Here is a 17,460-nt window from a genome sequence, read left to right as displayed (position 1 = left end):
CCTGTGCAGTATCTTGTAGGCGCGGCCTTGTGCCGCGACGGTCAATGATCATCCTGTGTTAGCGAGTCCTGCATGTCTCAAGGTCGCCCTTACAAAGTTGCACTCAACGGTTACGGCCGCATTGGCCGCTGTGTCCTGCGCGCGCTGGTTGAGCGGGGGGCTGCTGCGAGCTTCGAGATCGTTGCCTTGAATGACCTGGCCGATCAGGCCAGCCTGGAATACCTGACACGCTTCGACTCCACCCATGGCCGCTTCCCCGGCGAGGTCAAGGTCGATGGCGATTGTCTGCATATCAACGGCGACTGCGTGCAGGTGTTGCGCAGTGCCACCCCGGAAGGCATCGACTGGGCCGCGCTGGAGGTTGACCTGGTGCTCGAATGCACCGGTGCCTACAACACCCGCGCCGATGGCCAGCGCTTTCTCGACGCCGGCGCGCCACGGGTACTGTTCTCGCAGCCGATGGCCAGCGAGGCCGACGTCGACGCCACCATCGTCTATGGCATCAACCAGGCTTGCCTGAGCGGTGCCGAGCAGTTGGTGTCGAATGCCTCCTGCACCACCAACTGCGGCGTGCCGCTGCTGCGCGTGCTGGATCAGGCGTTCGGCATCGAGTACGTGCAGATCACCACCATTCACTCGGCGATGAACGACCAGCCGGTGATCGACGCCTATCACCATGAAGACCTGCGCCGCACCCGCTCGGCGTTTCAGTCGGTGATCCCGGTGTCCACTGGTCTGGCGCGTGGCATCGAACGGCTGCTGCCGGAACTTGCCGGGCGAATTCAGGCCAAAGCGGTGCGTGTGCCCACTGTCAACGTGTCGTGCCTGGACATCACCCTGCAGACCGCCCGTGACACCACCGCTGCCGAGGTCAACCAGGTGCTGCGTGATGCAGCCCTGAGCGGCCCGCTGCGAGGGCTGCTGGCCTACACCGAGCTGCCGCACGCCAGCTGTGATTTCAACCATGACCCGCATTCGGCCATCGTCGATGCCAGCCAGACCCGCGTTTCCGGCCCCCGCCTGGTGAACCTGCTGGCCTGGTTCGACAACGAATGGGGGTTTGCCAACCGTATGCTCGACGTTGCTGATCATTTCCTGCACGTCGTCCACCAAACCCGCAGCAAACAGCCCTGAAGGACTGCATTCATGACCGTGTTGAAGATGACTGACCTCGACCTGCAAGGTAAGCGCGTACTGATTCGCGAAGACCTCAACGTGCCTGTCAAAGACGGTGCGGTTGCCAGCGATGCGCGTATCCTGGCGGCGCTGCCGACCATCAAGCTGGCCCTGGAAAAAGGCGCCGCGGTAATGGTCTGCTCGCACCTCGGTCGGCCAACCGAAGGCGAGTTTTCTGCCGAAAACAGCCTCAAGCCGGTGGCTGACTACCTGAGCAAGGCACTCGGCCGTGAAGTACCGCTGGTGGCCGATTATCTCGACGGCGTTGAAGTTGCCGCCGGTGAGCTGGTGCTGTTCGAGAACGTGCGCTTCAACAAGGGCGAGAAGAAAAACGCCGACGAGCTGGCGCAGCAGTACGCTGCCCTGTGCGACGTATTCGTGATGGATGCGTTCGGCACCGCCCACCGCGCCGAAGGCTCGACCCACGGCGTGGCCAAGTTCGCCAAGGTTGCCGCTGCCGGCCCGCTGCTGGCTGCTGAGCTGGACGCATTGGGCAAGGCCCTGAAAGCGCCTGCCAAGCCAATGGCTGCCATCGTTGCCGGCTCCAAGGTGTCGACCAAGCTCGATGTACTGAACAGCCTCAGCAGCGTCTGCGACCTGCTGATCGTCGGTGGCGGCATTGCCAACACCTTCCTCGCCGCCGCTGGCCACAAAGTCGGCAAGTCGCTGTACGAGCCAGACCTGGTCGACACCGCCAAGGCCATCGCCGCCAAGGTCAATGTGCCGCTGCCGGTCGACGTGGTAGTGGCCAAGGAGTTCGCCGAGAGCGCCGTGGCTACCGTCAAGCTGATCAGCGAGGTTGCCGACGACGACATGATCCTCGACATCGGCCCGCAAACTGCCGAGCAGTTCGCCGAGTTGCTGAAGTCGTCGAAGACCGTGCTGTGGAACGGCCCGGTCGGCGTGTTCGAGTTCGATCAGTTCGGTAACGGCACCAAAGTACTGGCCCAGGCCATTGCCAGCAGCGACGCGTTTTCCATCGCGGGCGGTGGTGACACCCTGGCGGCCATCGATAAATATGGCGTTGGCAGCGATATCTCCTACATTTCTACCGGTGGCGGCGCGTTCCTCGAGTTCGTCGAGGGCAAGGTTCTGCCTGCTGTGGAAATCCTGGAACAACGAGCCAAGGCCTGAGCATGAAGGCGCCTGGCGCAGGGAGCGAGCGGATGCTCAAGCAATTGCCGGTGATGATCGTGGCCTGTCTGTTGGGCGCCTGCTCCAGCGGGCCGGCTGCCGATGACGAGCCGTCGCAGGCGGTGCCGGGCGGCTGTTACCAGTCGCAGTGGCAGGCCGAGACGGTGCCGGTGATCAACAAGCGGCTGGGTCCGGACGGGCTGGAAAAGTACGACGACGAGCACCAACGCAAGGCGCCAGGTTGCCCGTGATGGGTTGGCGGGCAACCTAAACTGGGTTTTGTGGTCTTGGATTAGGGGCCGCTTCACGGCCTTCGCGGGTAAACCCGCTCCCACAGACGTGCACCGAACCTGTGGGAGCGGGTTTACCCGCGAAGGGCCGCATAGCGGACCCATAACGAGGGTTTCGGATGAAAGCGCTATTGGCCCTGATGGCCCTGGCGACACTGGCAGGCTGCTCACTGCTGCAGCCGGCACCGGCTGCGCCGACAGACACCTGGACGCGCTGGGTCTGTGATACACAGACCGAAGTATCCTGGCGTTTCGCCGATGCCAGCCAGGACTCGGTCGATGTCCGCCTTGGCGGTAATGACCAGGTCTACCGGCTCAAGTCCGAGCCGGGCGCCTCTGGCGCGCTGTACAGCGATGGCGTTCTGGCCCTGCATCTGCGCGGCGAAGAAGGCCTGGTGTACTGGGTAGCAACCAACGATCTGATAGGGCGGGGCTGCAAGGCACCGTGATGGCCGGGTCGCTTCGGCGGCCCACATAACATGAACAGCAACCGCCCTATGGCAGGTTTGCACGAAACAACGACGCTTGTCGGGAGAGAGATACACAATGGCACTCATTAGCATGCGCCAGATGCTGGACCACGCCGCCGAGTTCGGTTACGGCGTTCCAGCTTTCAACGTAAACAACCTCGAGCAGATGCGCGCCATCATGGAAGCCGCCGACAAGACCGACTCTCCGGTCATCGTGCAGGCCTCGGCCGGTGCTCGCAAATACGCCGGTGCACCCTTCCTGCGCCACCTGATCCTGGCGGCAATCGAAGAGTTCCCACACATCCCGGTGTGCATGCACCAGGACCACGGTACCAGCCCTGACGTTTGCCAGCGCTCGATCCAGCTGGGCTTCAGCTCGGTGATGATGGACGGCTCGCTGGGCGAAGACGGCAAGACCCCAACCGACTACGACTACAACGTCCGCGTCACCCAGCAGACCGTCGCCATGGCCCACGCCTGCGGTGTTTCGGTAGAAGGCGAGCTGGGCTGCCTGGGTTCGCTGGAAACCGGCATGGCCGGTGAAGAAGACGGTATCGGTGCCGAAGGCGTGCTCGATCACAGCCAGATGCTGACCGATCCGGAAGAAGCCGCCGACTTCGTCAAGAAGACTCAGGTCGACGCCTTGGCCATCGCCATCGGCACCAGCCACGGCGCCTACAAATTCACCAAGCCGCCTACCGGCGACGTGCTGGCAATCGACCGCATCAAGGAAATCCACAAGCGCATCCCCAATACCCACCTGGTGATGCACGGTTCTTCCTCGGTACCGCAAGAGTGGCTGGCGATCATCAACCAGTACGGCGGCGACATCAAAGAGACCTACGGCGTACCGGTTGAAGAAATCGTCGAAGGCATCAAGTACGGCGTGCGCAAGGTCAACATCGACACCGACCTGCGCCTGGCCTCGACCGGTGCCATGCGTCGTCTGATGGCGACCAACCCGAGCGAGTTCGACCCACGCAAGTTCTTCGGCGAAACCGTCAAGGCCATGCGTGACGTGTGCATCGCCCGTTACGAAGCCTTCGGCACCGCCGGCAATGCCTCGAAGATCAAACCGATCTCCCTCGAAGGCATGTACCAGCGTTACCTGAAAGGTGAGCTGGCTGCCAAGGTCAACTGATCAGGGCTGGATGCTTGAAAAAACCCGCAGCGATGCGGGTTTTTTTATGTCTGCAAGATGACCGTTAGTCGGCATGGGAAACTAAATTCGGTGATAGCGTTCTGATTCCATTGCACCCCGCCAACTGCGGTCTAGAGTAGACGGGTAGGAAGCAGTCGCTCTTACAAGAGAAGCAGCATGGATGAAGCTCAACCCACTGCAACGGACGGCAAGTCCGTCTTGCTGGTTGTCGACGATTACCCAGAGAACCTGATCAGCATGCGCGCCCTGCTGGCCCGTCAGGATTGGCAGGTATTGACTGCCTGTTCGGGCACCGAGGCGCTCGGCGCGCTGCTCCGCCATGAAGTCGACCTGGTTTTGCTCGACGTGCAGATGCCCGAGATGGACGGCTTTGAAGTCGCCCGCTTGATGCGCGGCAGCCAGCGCACTCGACTCACTCCAATCATTTTCCTGACTGCCAACGAGCAGTCGCAGGATGCCGTACTCAAGGGCTACGCCGCCGGCGCCGTGGATTATCTGTTCAAGCCATTCGACCCGCAGATCCTCAAGCCCAAGGTGCAGGCCCTGCTCGAGCAGCAGCGCAACCGACGCATGCTGCAGCGCCTGACCCGCGAGCTTGAAGCGGCGCGGGCCTTCAATGCCTCGATCCTGGAAAACGCCGCCGAAGGCATCCTGGTGGTGGATGAGAGCGGCACCATCAGTTTTGCCAATCCGGCGATTTCAAGCCTGCTGGATACCCCGGTGCAGGTGCTCCAGGGCGCCCACGTGCTTGACCTGCTGCAACTGGCGACACCGAGCCTGTGGCGCGAGTCGGACTTCTTCAAGGCGTACCAGCAACGGCAGATCTTCCGCGTGCACGATGCGCAGTTGCGCACCGCCGACGGGCAACTGGTGCCGGTGGCGTTGTCCTGCGCGCCGCTGCCGAGCGAGCAGCACGCCATGGTAATTACCCTGCTGGACATGTCAGTGGTGCGCAGCCTGCACCAGCAGCTGGAACAGCAGGCGGTCACCGACCCGCTCACCGGCCTGCTCAATCGGCGCGGCTTCTACCAGGCTGCCGAAGCTGCGCTGCTGCGCAACGAGCACTCGGAAAAGGTCCAGGCACTGATGTACATGGACCTCGATGGCTTCAAGCGGATCAATGATTCGCTCGGGCACGAGGCAGGCGACGAGATCCTGCACTGGGTCGCGTCTCAACTGAAGGATTGCCTGGGCAGCGAGGCGCTGCTGGCACGGATGGGCGGTGACGAATTCACGGCTTTGTTCGACGGCCTGCCGTATCCTGAGCTGGCCGGACGCTTCGCTGAGCGGGTGCTCGAACGCCTGTCGATCACCCACCAGGTAGACGGGGTGGATGTATCCCTGGGCGTCAGCATTGGTATCGCCACCTATCCCGACTGCGGCGGCACTTTCGAGGGCCTGTTGCGCGCGGCGGACACGGCGATGTACGCCGCCAAGCATGCTGGCCGTCAGCAATACCGGTTTTACGACCAGGAACTGAACGGCCGTGCGCGGTCGCGGCTGATGCTCGAAGACGGCGTGCGCAGCGCCATCGAGCAAAAGGACTTCAGCCTGGTGTTCCAGCCGCAGGTGGCGTTTGCCGATGGCCAGCTGCGTGGCTTCGAGGCGCTGCTGCGCTGGCAGCACCCCAGCGTCGGTGATGTACCGCCGGGCTTGTTCATCCCGTTGCTGGAAGAGACCCGGCTGATCAGCCGCCTGGCCAGCTGGATCTACGATCAGGGTGCTGCCCAGCGCAAGGCTTGGCGCGCGGGCTTTGCCGATGACCTGGTACTGGGGATCAGTCTGAGCCGGGTCCAGTTCGCCATGCCCAATCTGGTCGATGAACTGCAGGCGGTGATCCAGGCGCACGGCTTGCGCCCGGCGCAGCTTGAGGTCGAGGTGGCGGAAACCTCGCTGATGTACAACGTCGACGCCGCCGTGAAGCAGCTCAACCGCCTGCGTGAGCTTGGCGTGCGAGTAGCGCTGGACGACTTCGGCGCCGGCGGCTGTTCGCTGCGGATGATCCGCGATCTGCCCATCGACACGCTCAAGCTTGACCGCCATCTGGTCGCGCGCCTGCCCGACTCGGCCAGCGATGCGGCGTTGGTGCGCAGCGTCATTGGCCTGTGCGCCGACTACGCGATCACGGTCATTGCCGAAGGCGTGGAAACCGAAGCCCAGGCGGCCTGGCTGAAGGCGCACGGCTGCTGTTATGTGCAGGGCTTTTTGGTGGCACGGCCGATGACCGCTGCCGATGCGAGCGGCTTTCCATTGTTTTTCCACTGGCCCGGGCAATGATTGGCTAGAATCGCGTGTGCTTTTATCGACCGCCGTGCCATGACCGACCTACGTTACCTGCAAGCCTACCCACCGCACCTGCAAGAGCAGGTGCGGCAGATGATCGCCAGCGACCGCCTGGGCGAGTACCTGCGCCAGCGCTATCCCGCCCGTCACCAGGTGCAGAATGACAAGGCGTTGTACGCCTACGCTCAGGAACTGAAGCAGAGCTACCTGCGCAGTGCGCCGAACCTGGACAAGGTGCTGTTCGACAACCGCCTCGACCTGACCCATCGCGCCCTGGGTCTGAATACGGCTGTGTCGCGGGTGCAGGGCGGCAAGCTCAAGGCCAAGAAAGAAATCCGTATCGCAGCCTTGTTCAAGGACGCCGCGCCCGAGTTTCTGCGCATGATCGTCGTGCATGAGCTGGCGCACCTGCGTGAGCGCGACCACAGCAAGGCGTTCTACCAGCTCTGCCAGCACATGGAGCCGGATTACCATCAACTGGAATTCGACCTGCGCGTTTACCTGACCTACCAGGAACTGCCCAATCAATCCTAAGGACCCCGAGCATGGAAGTGAGCAAGACCAAGAGCAGCTTCTACCGCCGCCTGTACGTCGCCTGGCTGATCGACAGCCAGACCGCCGCCAGCGTACCGGCCTTGACCGAAGCCACCGGCATGCCCCGGCGTACCGCTCAGGACACCATCGCTGCGCTGGCCGACCTCGACATCATCTGCGAATTCGAGCAGGAGAGCGGCGCCCGCAACCATGCCGGGCAGTACCGCATCCGCGACTGGGGTGCGATCGACAAGCAGTGGATCGGCGCGCATCTGGCGCACATCCGTAAGGTGCTGGGCTACCCCTGAATCAATCTGCAGCGGGTCGCTCGCGGCCGCTGCACTTTCCCTGCCTGTCGCGCCTGGCTTAGCATGGCGCGCTTTACCCTCAGGAATGCTTGCGATGTCTGCACCCCGGCCGGCGCTCAGCCCCCGCTTCAGCAACTACGCCGCCATGGCCGATGGCGTCGCCACGCTGCTGTTTCCGCATGCTGAAGTGGTGGTGCATGACCTGCGCAGCCAGACCATCGTGCACATCGCCAACAATATCTCCAAGCGCCAGTTGGGCGACGACTCGGCGCTGCACGACTTGCCCGCCGATCTCAATGGCGCCACTCGCCTGGGTCCGTACGAAAAGCTCAACTGGGACGGCCAGAAAATTCGCTCGATCAGCAGTGTGATGCTCGATGATAACGGCCAGCCCGAAGCGCTGCTGTGCATCAACTTCAACGTATCGCTGCTGGAGCAGGCCAGGCAGGCGCTGGATGTGTTCTTTCAGGCCAGCCGCCTGCTGCCGCAACCTGAAGTGCTGTTTCGTGATGACTGGCAGGAGCGCATCAACACCTTCATGCACAGCTGGCTGGCCGAACGTAGCCAGAGCCTCAACACGCTGGAGCGCGAGCACAAGCGCGAGCTGATCGAGGCTCTGCATGGCGAAGGGGCATTCCGCGGCAAGAGCGCATATGACTATGTGGCCAACGTGCTGAACATGGGCCGGGCGACCGTCTACAAATACGTGAAGCTCGCTCGCGAAAGCTGATCACCTGTCGACCTGCTCGCTGGTGCTTGCGCGACGTGGAAATAAAATCTATCGTAGATTTAATTTCCATATAAGTGCGCTGCCTGGGTGGCGCTCTGTCACCGAGAGCATTACTGATGACCGACTACCAAGCACTGGGCTCCCTGCAGCAGGCCATCACTGAAGCACACACCGCGCTGCGCCCGCAGGTCGCGGTCACGCCGTTGACCTTGAGCAGCCGCCTGAGTGCTTTGAGCGGCTGTGAGGTTTACCTCAAGTGCGAGCACCTGCAGCACACCGGCTCGTTCAAATACCGCGGTGCCAGCAACAAGCTGCGCCTGCTTGACCCGGCCCAGCGCCAGCGTGGCGTCATCACCGCGTCCTCTGGCAACCACGGCCAGGGCCTTGCCTTGGCCGGCCAGGCACTGGGCGTGCCGGTCAGCGTCTACACCACCACGCAGGCCTCCAGCTATAAGCTGGAAGCAATGCGCGCACTGGGCGCCGAGGTCATCAGCCTTGATCTCGATCCGCTCGGCGCCGAACTGGAAGCCGGGCGCCAGGCGCAGTTGCAAGGCAAACCGTACGTGTCGCCGTACAACGACTACCAGATCATCGCCGGTCAGGGCACGGTCGGAATGGAACTGTTCGAGCAGCAGCCGGAGCTGGATGCGGTGTTCGTGGCTGTGGGCGGTGGTGGTCTGATTAGCGGCATTGCAGCGGCCCTGCATGGCCTGTCGGCGAAAACCCGCATCGTTGGTTGCTGGCCAGCCAACTCACCGGCCCTGCATGCCTCACTCGCAGCCGGGCGGATCATCGAGGTCGACGAGGAGGAGACTATCTCGGATGGCACCGCCGGCGGCGTCGAACCCGACAGCGTTACCCTCGGCCTGTGCCAACGGCTGTTGAGTCAGCGCGTGTTGGTCAGTGAGGCGCAGATCAAGGCTGCCATGCGTGAGGTCGCCGCCAGCGAGCGCTGGATCATCGAGGGCGCCGCAGGCGTGGCGATGGCCGGCATGCTGGCGCTGGCCGAGGAGTATCGCGGCAAGAAAGTCGCAGTCGTGCTGTGCGGCCGCAATATCGTGCTGGAGAAATATCTCGAGGCTATCGCATGAAGGTCTACGAGCTGCCGGCGATCATGGCCGCGCTGGATGCCCATCAGGCCATGTGCGCCATCGAACTGGGCTTTGTCGCTTATTCCGCAGGCCGGGTGCAGGTGCCACCGGTGCAGGCATTCGGCTTCCCTCAGGCAAATGGCGACTGCTGTATCAAATCGGCCTATGTCGAGGGCAGTGAGACCTTCACGGTCAAGGTTTCCACTGGTTTCTACAGCAACCCGCAGCAGGGCTTGCCGAGCAACGACGGGCTGATGCTGGTGCTCAGTGCCAGCACCGGCCAGCCGTTGGCGCTGCTGGCGGATCTGGGTTGGTTAACCTGCATGCGCACCGCCCTGGCTGGGCGCATCGCGGCACGGTTGCTGGCGCCGAACCGGGTCGAAGCGATCGGCATCCTCGGCACCGGCATGCAGGCGCGCTTGCAGCTGGAGCAGTTACTGGCAGTCACCGCCTGCCGCGAGGTGCTGGTGTGGGGTCGTAGTGACGCCGCGCGGCGCGACTACAGGGCGTTTGCCGAGGCGCTGGGCTGCACGGTGCGCTGTGTCGAGCAACCGCGGCTAGTGGCCGAGGCGGCCAACCTGCTGGTCTGCGCCACGCCTTCCCGCGAGCCGCTGCTGCAACGTGAATGGCTGCTGCCCGGCAGCCATATCACCGCGGTCGGTGCCGATGCACCAGGCAAGCAGGAACTGGCGGTGGAGCTGGTCGCCAGTGCTCAGCGGATCATTGTCGATTCGTGCCGCCAAAGTAGCCAGTACGGCGAGGTGTCTCATGCGCTCATGGCCGGTTTGATAGCCCCAAGCCAGCTGAGCGAACTCGGCGAGGTGCTGGCAGGGCACGCGACCGGGCGCGAACACGACGGGCAACTGACCCTCGCCGATCTGACCGGCGTTGCGGTGCAGGATGCGCAGATTGCCCGCTGCGTGCTGGAGGTGCTGCAACGCTGACCAATTGGGCCTCGCAACGAGGCCTGATTATTGCTTTGGCAAGTAATCTGCCGGCTTGGCCAAAATAGAGGCCATTTGACATCATTGTCCGCTGTCGGCAGTCCCGCGGATCTGTATTCTGCTCGGTATGATGGAGCACATGTTACCGTCATCCGCGGGAGCCCCCCATTGCCAAAAGGATTCGTGCATGCGGCCACTGCTGTGCCTTGCCGGGCTGCTGCTGGCGTTGCTGGCCTCGCCTGCAGCTGCAGAGCAAAAACTGCGTCTGGTTGCCGACAGCTGGCCGCCGTTCACCGACGCCAGCCTGCCCGGCGGTGGCCTAGCGACCAGCCTGGTGACCACGGCGCTGACGCGCGCAGGCTTTGCCAGTGAATACGAAGAAGTGCCCTGGGCGCGTGCGTTGAAAGGGCTGGGCGAAGGACGTTACGACGTGCTGGTCAACGCCTGGTACAACGAGTCGCGCACCCAGATCGGGCAGTTTTCCAGTGCCTTTCTGAGTAACCGCATTCGCCTGCTCAAGCGTCAGGGTGAGGCCTTCACTTATCAGCGCCAGGCTGACCTGTACCCCTACAGCATCGCCGTGGTGCGCGGTTATGCCTATTCGCCGAGCTTCGACGATGACAGCCGCCTGAGCAAGGTACAGGTGCGCAATTTCTCCTCAGCTGTGCGCATGCTGGCGGCCGGGCGGGTCAAGCTGGCAGTGGAAGACGAGTACGTCGCACGTTACAACCTGCAGCGCGAGCCGCAGCAGGTGCGTGACTCGGTCAGTTTTGTCGATCCGCCGCTGGGTGAGAACAGCCTGCACATTCTGGTCAGCTTGCAGCACCCGCAACATCGGCAGATCGTGCAGCGCTTCGAGCGCGCCATCGCGGCCATGAAAGCCGATGGCAGTTATCAGCGCCTGCTGCGCCAGCATGGCTTTTGAGCCCAGGCTCAGCTCGGCGCACCTTCCTTGATCAGGTGCGCGGCCATGGTCCGCAGCGGGCCGAGCTGGCGGCAGATCAAGGCCAGCTGCGTCTGCACCAGACGCTGATGCTCATCCAGCTCTTCCGGCATCTGCTCGAGGGCATTGGCCAAGGCTTCTTCTTCATCACTGTGAATCGCCACCGGTAGGCGCGCGGCCAGGCCGTTGGCGATCTGGTCGAGGCTGTTGGCCAGGCTCACCCCGGCACCGTCGATCAGTTGCTCGTGGACCTCTGGCGGCAGCGCCGTATCGCGGTGCGCACCTAGTCCTGACAGGTAGCTGAGCAAGGTGTGCGAGAGCACCAGGAAGCGGAAACCGACATCGGCTTCCTTACGGAAGTGGCCAGGCTCCATCAGCATGTTGGCCAGAGTGGTCGACAGCGCTGCGTCAGCGTTGTGCGCATTGCGCCGGGCCAGGCGATAGGCGAGGTCGTCGCGTTTGCCGTACGCATACTGCTGCATGATCTGGCGCAGGTACTCGCTGGCGCAGGTCAAAGTATTGGCCAGCACCTTGTTCAGCCGCCGCCCCTGCCAGTCGGGCAGGAACAGGAACACCGCCAGAATGGCGATCAGGCTGCCGACCAGGGTATCGAACAGGCGCGGCAGGAACAGGCCGTAACCGTCGCCGATCTGGTTGAAGCAGAACAGCACCATCAGCGTGATTGCCGCCGTGGCCAGGGTATAGCGGGTGGTGCGGTTGACGAAGAACACCACCCCGGCAACCACCGCGAACAACGACTGCACCACTGGGTTAGGGAACAGATCGAACAACGCCCAGCCGACCGTCAGGCCGATCGCCGTGCCGAAAATCCGCTGCACCAGCTTGCGCCGCGTCGCGCCATAGTTGGGCTGGCAGACGAACAGCGTGGTGAGGATGATCCAGTAACCCTGGGTCGGGTGAATCAGATGCACCATGCCATAGCCGATTGATAGCGCCAGCGGCAGGCGCAGGGCGTGGCGGAACAGCAGCGAAGTCGGCGTCAGCTGCGTGCGCAGGCGGCTCCAGACGTCCTTGAAGTTGCGCGGCGAGCGGTCCAGCAGGCTGCTGTCACTGGCATCGGCAAGGCCGTCCGGGTTGCTGGCGTCGGCGAGCAGGCGGTCCAGCGTGGCGAGGTTGCCGGCCAGCGCCCGCAGCGAGCGCAGCAGGCCGCGCCAGGCTGGGTTGCTCTGGATGCGCAGGTGTTCCAGGGAGGCGTGCAGGTCTTCCAGCGCTTCGGCGAAACCGCTGCCGTAGACGAACGGCTGGCGCATGCGGATCGATTCCGACAGCTGCTGGCAGGCCGAGCCTTGCTGGCGCAGCAGGCGCTGGCAGCGGAACATCACGTCGCTGTGGAAAAACGCCTCGGCCAGGGCGTTGTACGGATAGTGCGAGGCACTCACGCGCTCGTGAATGTCCTGGGCCAGGAAATACAGCTTGAGGTAGCGGCTGACCTTGGAGTTGGGTTGGCTGTTGCCGACCCGGTGCAGGATGATCTCTTTGGCGGCGTTGAGGGCTGCGACCACCTTGCCATTCTGCTGGGCCAGCTCCAGCCGCCGCGATTCCACTTCAAGGTTGCGAATTGGCTCGAACAGGTTGGCCTTGAGCTTGAGGTAGCGGCCCAGCTCGTAGAACAGCTTGGCCAGACTCTGCTGCACCGGCTGATTGGAGAACAGCGCCTGCCACAGCACCGACAGCAGCCCATACCAGGCAGCGCCTGCCACCAGCAGCAACGGCTCGTGCCAGAAGTCGGTGACCTCACCGCCGCGCTGGTCGACGCCGATCATGGTGTACACCGAGAGGATCAAGGTCGCCGAGGCAATCGCGCCATAGCGCTCGCCCAAGGCGCCGAGCATGGTCAGGCAGAACGCCGCCAGGGCCAGGGCGAAGGCAAAGATCCAGGGGTAGGGGAACAGCAGCTCGACCGACAGCGCGGCGATGGCAAAACAGGCCAGGGTCACCAGCAGGGCGCTGAGGCGGCCCTGCCAGCCGTCGTCGGTCTCGGCCAGGGCGCTGGCGATGATCCCCAGGAACAGCGGGATCAACAGCTTCATTTCATCTTGATACCAACACAAGGCCATGCTGCCGGTGAGGGCGATGGTCACCCGGATGGCATAACTGAACTTGTCCTGGCCCCACAAACGACGCAGAGAATGACGAAACGAGCTCGATGACATAGTGGCCTGCTGGCAGTGATCGATGAGAACCTTTCAGGGCATTGCTGAAAGGATTCTACATTACACGAACTGCGCCGCGGCGTTGGCAGAAGCCCAGGCCCACTGGAAATTAAATCCGCCGAGATGGCCGCTGACATCGAGCACTTCACCGATGAAATACAGCCCAGGGCTTTTCAGCGATTCCATGGTCTTGGACGACACTTCGCGGGTGTCGACGCCGCCCAGGGTGACCTCGGCCGTGCGATAACCTTCGGTGCCGGCCGGCACCACCTGCCAGCAGGCCAGCTTGTCAGCGATCTGTGCCAGCTCAGCCGGGGTGTACTGCTTCATCGGCTTGGATTCGAACCACTGCTCGGCCAGCAGGTTTGCCAGCTTGCGCGTGAACACCTCGCCGAGCACGGTCTTCAGCTCGCTGTTGGCGCGCTCGATTTGCTGGCTTTGCAGCCAGTCCAGCGCGTCACGGTCAGGCAGCAGGTTGATCTCGACGCTGTCGCCGGCCTCCCAGAACGAAGAAATCTGCAGAATCGCCGGGCCACTCAGGCCGCGGTGAGTAAACAGCAGGTTCTCGCGGAAGCTGCTGCCGTTGCAGCTGGCGGTGCAGTCCAGCGAGGTGCCCGAAAGCTCGGTGCACATGGCCTTGAGCTGCGGCTCGGTGATGGTGAACGGCACCAGCCCGGCACGGGTTGGCAGCAAGGTGTGGCCGAACTGGCGCGCCACCTGGTAGCCGAAGCCGCTGGCGCCCAACGTCGGGATCGACAACCCGCCGGTGGCGATCACCAGCGACTGGCAGGCGAACGGGCCGGCGCTGGTCTGCAGCCGATAACCCTCGGCGGTTTTCTCGATGGTCTCGATGCTGGTGTCCATGCGCAGGTCCACCCCGGCAGCGTCGCATTCAGCCAGCAGCAAATCGAGGATGTCGCTGGACTTGTTGTCGCAGAACAGCTGACCGAGCTTCTTCTCGTGATACGGCACCTGGTGCCTGGCCACCAGTTCGATGAAGTCCCACTGGGTATAGCGGGCCAGCGCCGATTTGCAGAAGTGCGGGTTGTTCGAGAGGAAGTTGCTCGGCTCGGTGTACATGTTGGTGAAGTTGCAACGCCCGCCACCCGACATGAGGATCTTCTTGCCCGGTTTGTTGGCATGGTCGAGCAGCAGCACGCGGCGGCCACGGTTGGCGCTGAGCTGAGCGCACATCAGGCCGGCGGCGCCAGCGCCGAGGATGATCACGTCGGTGGAGTGCACGGGAGTTACCTGGAATCAGTTGAACAGAAGGTGAGGCCAACCCTGCGCCGCCGGCACAGGGTTGCTGTAGCTATCAGAGGATGCGCACTCTCAGCGCACGGCCCTTGATCTTGCCGCTGTTGAGGCGCTGCACGGCCTGCTTGGCCAATGCTCGCTCGACCGCAACCAAGGCCTGGAAGTCGAAGATGGCGATCTTGCCGACCTGCTTGCCAGGGATGCCGGCGTCGCCGGTCAGTGCACCGAGGATGTCACCCGGGCGCAGCTTGTCTTTACGCCCGGCGCCGATGCACAGAGTGACCATTACCGGCAGCAGCGGCTCGCCGCCCTGGCTCTTGAGGTTGTCCAGCTGTTCCCAGCGCAGGGGGCGCTTCTGTTGCTGCTCGATGGCCTGGGCGCGATGGCCTTCGGCGGGAGCGACCAGGCTGACGGCGACGCCCTTTTCGCCAGCACGGCCGGTACGGCCGACTCGGTGTACGTGGATTTCGGCATCACGCGCCAGTTCGACGTTGATGACCATGTCCAGGCCGTCGATATCCAGGCCGCGCGCGGCAACGTCGGTGGCAACCAGCACCGAGATGCTACGGTTGGCGAACATCGCCAGCACCTGGTCGCGGTCACGCTGCTCCAGGTCGCCATGCAGCGCCTGGGCAACGATGCCCTTGGCAGTCAGGTGGTTGACCACTTCGTCGCACTGCTGCTTGGTGAAGCAGAACGCCACGCACGATTCAGGGCGGTAGTGCGCGAGCACGCGGGTCAGCGCTTCAAGGCGCTGCTGCGGGTCGATCTCGATGAAGCTCTGCTCGATCTGGGTTTCGCTGTGCAGCGCGTCGACCTTGACCTGCTGCGGCTTGCGCATGAAGTCAGCGGCCAGTTGCTCGATGCCGCTCGGGTAGGTGGCCGAGAACAGCAAGGTCTGCCGGCGCGACGGGGTCTTGCCGATGATCGCGGCAATGGCGTCGAAGAAGCCCATGTCGAGCATGCGGTCGGCTTCGTCGAGCACCAGCGTGTTGAGCCCGTCGAGGACCAGCGTGCCCTTGTCCAGATGCTGCTGAACCCGGCCCGGAGTACCAACGATGATGTGCGCGCCGTGCTCCAGCGAGGCGATCTGCGGGCCGAGCGAAACCCCACCGCAGAGGGTCAGGATCTTGATGTTGTCTTCCGCCCGGGCCAGCCGGCGCAGTTCTTTGGCCACCTGGTCAGCCAGCTCGCGGGTCGGGCACAGGACCAGTGCCTGGCAGCCGAAGTAGCGCGGATTGAGCGGATTGAGCAGGCCGATGCCGAAGGCGGCAGTCTTGCCGCTGCCAGTCTTGGCCTGGGCGATCAGGTCCTGGCCACGCAGGATCACCGGCAGGCTCTGGGCCTGGATCGGGGTCATCGCGGCATAGCCGAGCGCCTCCAGGTTGGCCAGCATGGCGGCAGACAAGGGCAAAGAGGCAAATGCGGTGGATTCGGTGGTCACGAGGCGGGCCTGGGTAGCAAAGCGAAAAATGCCCGATAGTCTACCAGCCTCGTGGCCATTCCCCCTAAGGTTCGATCTCGGCTTCCGGACGACGGGCACGCCTGCCGTCGCTTGGCGCCAGTTGCAGGAAGATCGCCGCTGCCAGCATCGACATCAGGCCGATGGTGAAGAAGGTCAGCTGGAAGGCCCCCAGCACGCTCTCAACGCCATCGCCGTTACCAGCCGCGGTGAAGCCGCCGAGCAGGGCACCGGCACAGGCCACGCCCAGGCTCAAGGCCAGTTGCGCAACCACCGAAAGCAAGCCGTTGCCGCTGCTGGCGCTGGCATCGTCGAGATCGATCAGGGTCACCGTGTTCATCGCGGTGAACTGCAGCGAGTTGACTGCACCGAGCAACGACAGCTGCACCAGCAACAAAGCATACGGCGTCTGCTCATCGACCAGGCCCAGGCTCGCCAGGAGGATGCCCAGCAGCACGGTATTGCCGGTGAGGATGATGCGGTAGCCGAGCCGCTCGATCAGCGGCCGTGCTACCGACTTGGCAACCATCGCCGCTGCTGCCAGAGGGATCATGCTCATGCCGGCCTGGGACGGCGAATAGCCCAGGGCGATCTGCAGCAGCAGCGGCACCAGAAAGGGCAGGGCACCGCTGCCCAGACGGGCGAACAGGTTGCCGAGAATACCGATGGCGAAGGTGCGCACGCGGAACAGGCTGGGCGAGAACAGCGGCTCGGGATCGCGCCCGGCGCGCAGCCAGTAGGCCGCCAGGCATGCCATGCCGGCAAACAGCAGCAACATCACCCGCAGGTGCGGCATGTGCAGCTCGCCCAGGCCTTCCATGGCAATGGTGATCAGCACCATCGCTGCACCAAACAGGAGGAACCCTGGCGTATCGAAGGTCGTGCGCTCGCTGCCGCGCAGGTCGGGGATGAACTTCCATACCGCCCAACAGCCCAGCGCACCCACCGGCAGGTTGAGCAAGAAGATCCAGTGCCAACTGAGGATTTCTACCAGCCAGCCACCGACGGTCGGCCCCAGCAGCGGGCCGAGCAGGCCGGGGATGGTGATGAAGCTCATGATCCGCACCAGCTCTGAACGCGGGTAGGCGCGCAGCACCACGAGCCGCCCGACCGGCAGCATCAAGGCACCGCCCAGGCCCTGAATGATCCGCGCCCCGATGAGGAAACCGAGGCTGTTGGCCAGGGCGCACAGCAGTGAGCCAAAGCTGAACAAGAGGATCGCGCTGAAGAAGATCCGCTTGGTGCCAAAGCGGTCGGAGATCCAGCCCGAGGCCGGGATCAGCAAGGCCACGGTGAGCATGTAGGCGATGATCACCCCTTGCATGCGCAGCGGGTCTTCTTCGAGCGAGCGCGCCATCGCCGGCAGCGCGGTGTTGAGGATGGTGCCGTCGAGTGACTGCATGAAAAAGGCAATCGCCACCACCCACGGGATCCAGCGGGCGGTGACAGGGTCAAGCGGTGCGCGATCGGTCATGGCGGCCTCAAATCCTTCCAGGCGGCGG

Annotated in this window: 16 protein-coding genes; 12 read left to right on the top strand and 4 right to left on the bottom strand. The window is 63.5% G+C overall.

Annotation, left to right across the window (positions count from 1 at the left end; translation table 11 throughout):
• Positions 1–72: 72 nt before the first annotated feature.
• The 12 genes from epd to AC58X1_RS10680 all read left to right on the top strand — a co-directional run bounded on the left by epd (position 73) and on the right by AC58X1_RS10680 (position 11,047).
• A complete protein-coding gene (epd, locus tag AC58X1_RS10735; RefSeq protein ID WP_101315782.1) occupies positions 73–1,134 on the top strand; it encodes an erythrose-4-phosphate dehydrogenase in 1,062 nt (353 codons plus the stop codon).
• A 12-nt stretch (positions 1,135–1,146) separates the two neighbouring features.
• The gene (locus tag AC58X1_RS10730) at positions 1,147–2,310 is read left to right on the top strand and encodes a phosphoglycerate kinase (RefSeq protein WP_150571185.1); all 1,164 of its coding nucleotides are present in this window, start codon (positions 1,147–1,149) and stop codon (positions 2,308–2,310) included.
• Positions 2,311–2,342: 32 nt separating this feature from the next.
• Entirely contained in the window at positions 2,343–2,561 is a 219-nt protein-coding gene (locus AC58X1_RS10725) for a hypothetical protein (RefSeq protein WP_101315786.1), read from the top strand.
• A gap of 158 nt (positions 2,562–2,719) precedes the next feature.
• A complete protein-coding gene (locus AC58X1_RS10720; protein WP_101315788.1) occupies positions 2,720–3,049 on the top strand; it encodes an MliC family protein in 330 nt (109 codons plus the stop codon).
• A 97-nt stretch (positions 3,050–3,146) separates the two neighbouring features.
• Entirely contained in the window at positions 3,147–4,211 is a 1,065-nt protein-coding gene (gene fba / locus AC58X1_RS10715) for a class II fructose-bisphosphate aldolase (RefSeq protein ID WP_101315791.1), read from the top strand.
• A 177-nt stretch (positions 4,212–4,388) separates the two neighbouring features.
• Positions 4,389–6,509: a putative bifunctional diguanylate cyclase/phosphodiesterase gene (locus AC58X1_RS10710; protein ID WP_150571083.1), complete on the top strand. Its 2,121-nt coding sequence runs from the start codon at positions 4,389–4,391 to the stop codon at positions 6,507–6,509.
• A 39-nt stretch (positions 6,510–6,548) separates the two neighbouring features.
• On the top strand, positions 6,549–7,049 hold the full coding sequence (locus AC58X1_RS10705) for a M48 metallopeptidase family protein (protein ID WP_101315795.1): 501 nt from the start codon (positions 6,549–6,551) through the stop codon (positions 7,047–7,049).
• 11 nt (positions 7,050–7,060) lie between these two features.
• Positions 7,061–7,357, top strand: coding sequence for a winged helix-turn-helix domain-containing protein (locus tag AC58X1_RS10700; RefSeq protein WP_101315797.1), 297 nt, complete (start codon positions 7,061–7,063; stop codon positions 7,355–7,357).
• 94 nt (positions 7,358–7,451) lie between these two features.
• Positions 7,452–8,087, top strand: coding sequence for a helix-turn-helix transcriptional regulator (locus tag AC58X1_RS10695; protein WP_103435802.1), 636 nt, complete (start codon positions 7,452–7,454; stop codon positions 8,085–8,087).
• 116 nt (positions 8,088–8,203) lie between these two features.
• On the top strand, positions 8,204–9,178 hold the full coding sequence (locus tag AC58X1_RS10690; RefSeq protein ID WP_497428830.1) for a threonine/serine dehydratase: 975 nt from the start codon (positions 8,204–8,206) through the stop codon (positions 9,176–9,178).
• A complete protein-coding gene (locus AC58X1_RS10685; protein ID WP_497428829.1) occupies positions 9,175–10,122 on the top strand; it encodes an ornithine cyclodeaminase family protein in 948 nt (315 codons plus the stop codon). The genes AC58X1_RS10690 and AC58X1_RS10685 overlap by 4 nt, the downstream gene beginning before the upstream one ends.
• 187 nt (positions 10,123–10,309) lie before the next feature.
• On the top strand, positions 10,310–11,047 hold the full coding sequence (locus AC58X1_RS10680) for a substrate-binding periplasmic protein (RefSeq protein WP_101315806.1): 738 nt from the start codon (positions 10,310–10,312) through the stop codon (positions 11,045–11,047).
• An 8-nt stretch (positions 11,048–11,055) separates the two neighbouring features.
• On the opposite strand, the gene yccS is transcribed toward AC58X1_RS10680, so the two are convergent.
• The 4 genes from yccS to mdtD all read right to left on the bottom strand — a co-directional run bounded on the left by yccS (position 11,056) and on the right by mdtD (position 17,432).
• Positions 11,056–13,239: a YccS family putative transporter gene (gene yccS / locus AC58X1_RS10675; protein WP_150571088.1), complete on the bottom strand. Its 2,184-nt coding sequence runs from the start codon at positions 13,237–13,239 to the stop codon at positions 11,056–11,058.
• A 60-nt stretch (positions 13,240–13,299) separates the two neighbouring features.
• Positions 13,300–14,481, bottom strand: a complete 1,182-nt coding sequence (locus AC58X1_RS10670; RefSeq protein WP_188035200.1) for a BaiN/RdsA family NAD(P)/FAD-dependent oxidoreductase — start codon at positions 14,479–14,481, stop codon at positions 13,300–13,302.
• A 73-nt stretch (positions 14,482–14,554) separates the two neighbouring features.
• Positions 14,555–15,940: an ATP-dependent RNA helicase DbpA gene (gene dbpA, locus AC58X1_RS10665; RefSeq protein WP_101315812.1), complete on the bottom strand. Its 1,386-nt coding sequence runs from the start codon at positions 15,938–15,940 to the stop codon at positions 14,555–14,557.
• A gap of 64 nt (positions 15,941–16,004) precedes the next feature.
• Positions 16,005–17,432 carry a multidrug transporter subunit MdtD gene (gene mdtD, locus AC58X1_RS10660; RefSeq protein WP_101315814.1) on the bottom strand — a complete coding sequence of 476 codons (1,428 nt, stop codon included), beginning with the start codon at positions 17,430–17,432 and terminating at the stop codon, positions 16,005–16,007.
• Positions 17,433–17,460 lie beyond the last annotated feature (28 nt).

The sequence above is a fragment of the Pseudomonas sp. PGPR N4 genome (genome assembly GCF_059693665.1).
Note: the sequence above shows the minus strand (reverse complement) of the source record. Positions and strands in the feature narration are given on the sequence as shown.